We start from the raw sequence: 1,369 nt of genomic DNA on the forward strand, positions 1-1,369 counted from the left end.
GGACGTGTCAGGAATTTCGTGTGCTGAGGTCGGTTAAAAATCTCAGCTGATGGCGGCGGTGAATCGCTCGCCGAACAGGATGGCGAACTGATTGACTGCTTGCCGCCAGGTGATAGGTGGCATCTTCCAATCCTTTTCGATGTTGCGCAATGCCAAGTACAGCAGTTTGCTGGCGGCTTCGTCGCTGGGGAAGTGACCGCGGTTCTTGACGATCTTGCGCAACTGCATGTGCATGCTCTCGATCGCGTTGGTTGTGTAGATGATTTTGCGCACCTCCGGCGGATAGGCGAAGAAGGGGATGACCTGCTCCCATTGGCGTTGCCACATTGCCGCGACGGTGGGGAACTTCCTGCCCCATTCGCTTTGAGAGAAGGCTTGCAGCGCCGCCTCGGCGGCTTCGGCGGTGGCGGCCTGGTAGATCGGCCTGAGCGCGGCGGCCAGCGGCTTACGGTCCTTCCAGCTCGCCAGATTCAGCGAATTACGGATCAGATGCACGATGCAGGTCTGGATCTGGGCAGCCGGATACACCGCCTCGATCGCCTCGGGGAAGCCGCGCAGGCCGTCGACGACGGCGATCAGGATGTCGTGCAAGCCACGGTTCTTCAGTTCGTTGAAGACCTTCAGCCAGAACTTGGCGCCTTCGGTTTGCTCGATCCACAGGCCCAGCACTTCCTTGCGGCCGTCGGCCCGAATGCCCAGCGCAAGGTACACCGCCTTGTTCCTGACCGTGCCTTCGTCGCGGATCTTCAGCCGAAGTGCGTCGAAATACACGATCGGATACATCGCTTCGAGCGGGCGTTGCTGCCACTGTTCGACTTCGGCCAGCACCTCGTCGGTGACCGTTGAAATCAGGTCGGGCGACACTTGCAGCCCGTACAGGTCCAGCAGATGGCCCTGGATCTCGCGCACGCTCATGCCGCGCGCGTACATGCTGATGACGTGGTCATCGAAGCCTGGCAGCCGGCGCTGATACTTGCCCACCAGTTGCGGCTCGAATGTCGCCTGCCGGTCACGCGGAATGTCCAGATTCAGTTCGCCATTGGGCGTGATGACCGTCTTGCGGCTCGTGCCATTGCGGTGGTTGCCGCCCTTGCCTTGCTCCGCCTCGTTTCCCAGGTGATGCGTTAGCTCCGCCGCCAGCATGCGCTCAGCCAGTTGCTTCTTCAGTTGCCCCGCCAGGCCCGATTCGCCGAGAACCGAATCGGCATCCTTGTTCTGAATCTGCGCCAGCAGTTGATCGATCAGCTCGTCGGGGAACAGCTTCGGCGCCTTCGGGTTCTTGCTCTTCTTGGTCACGGTTGCTTCGGTCATAGGACGTAATTTCCGTTATCGTCTCATGACCTCGACACACTAAAATTCTGACAGGCTC

At 60.1% G+C, this 1,369-nt stretch carries 1 protein-coding gene; it reads right to left on the bottom strand.

What is annotated here, in order from left to right; all coding sequences use genetic code 11:
• Positions 1 to 42 precede the first annotated feature (42 nt).
• The gene (locus AB4Y31_RS31735) at positions 43 to 1,311 is read right to left on the bottom strand and encodes an IS256 family transposase (protein ID WP_368677417.1); all 1,269 of its coding nucleotides are present in this window, start codon (positions 1,309 to 1,311) and stop codon (positions 43 to 45) included.
• Positions 1,312 to 1,369 lie beyond the last annotated feature (58 nt).

Source organism: Trinickia sp. EG282A (assembly GCF_040965455.1).
GTDB lineage: Bacteria > Pseudomonadota > Gammaproteobacteria > Burkholderiales > Burkholderiaceae > Trinickia > Trinickia symbiotica.

Bases quoted from the DNA above. Each gene is read 5' to 3' on its own strand.
- AB4Y31_RS31735 (WP_368677417.1), bottom strand. From the start codon at position 1,311: ATGACCGAAGCAACCGTGACCAAGAAGAGCAAGAACCCGAAGGCGCCG.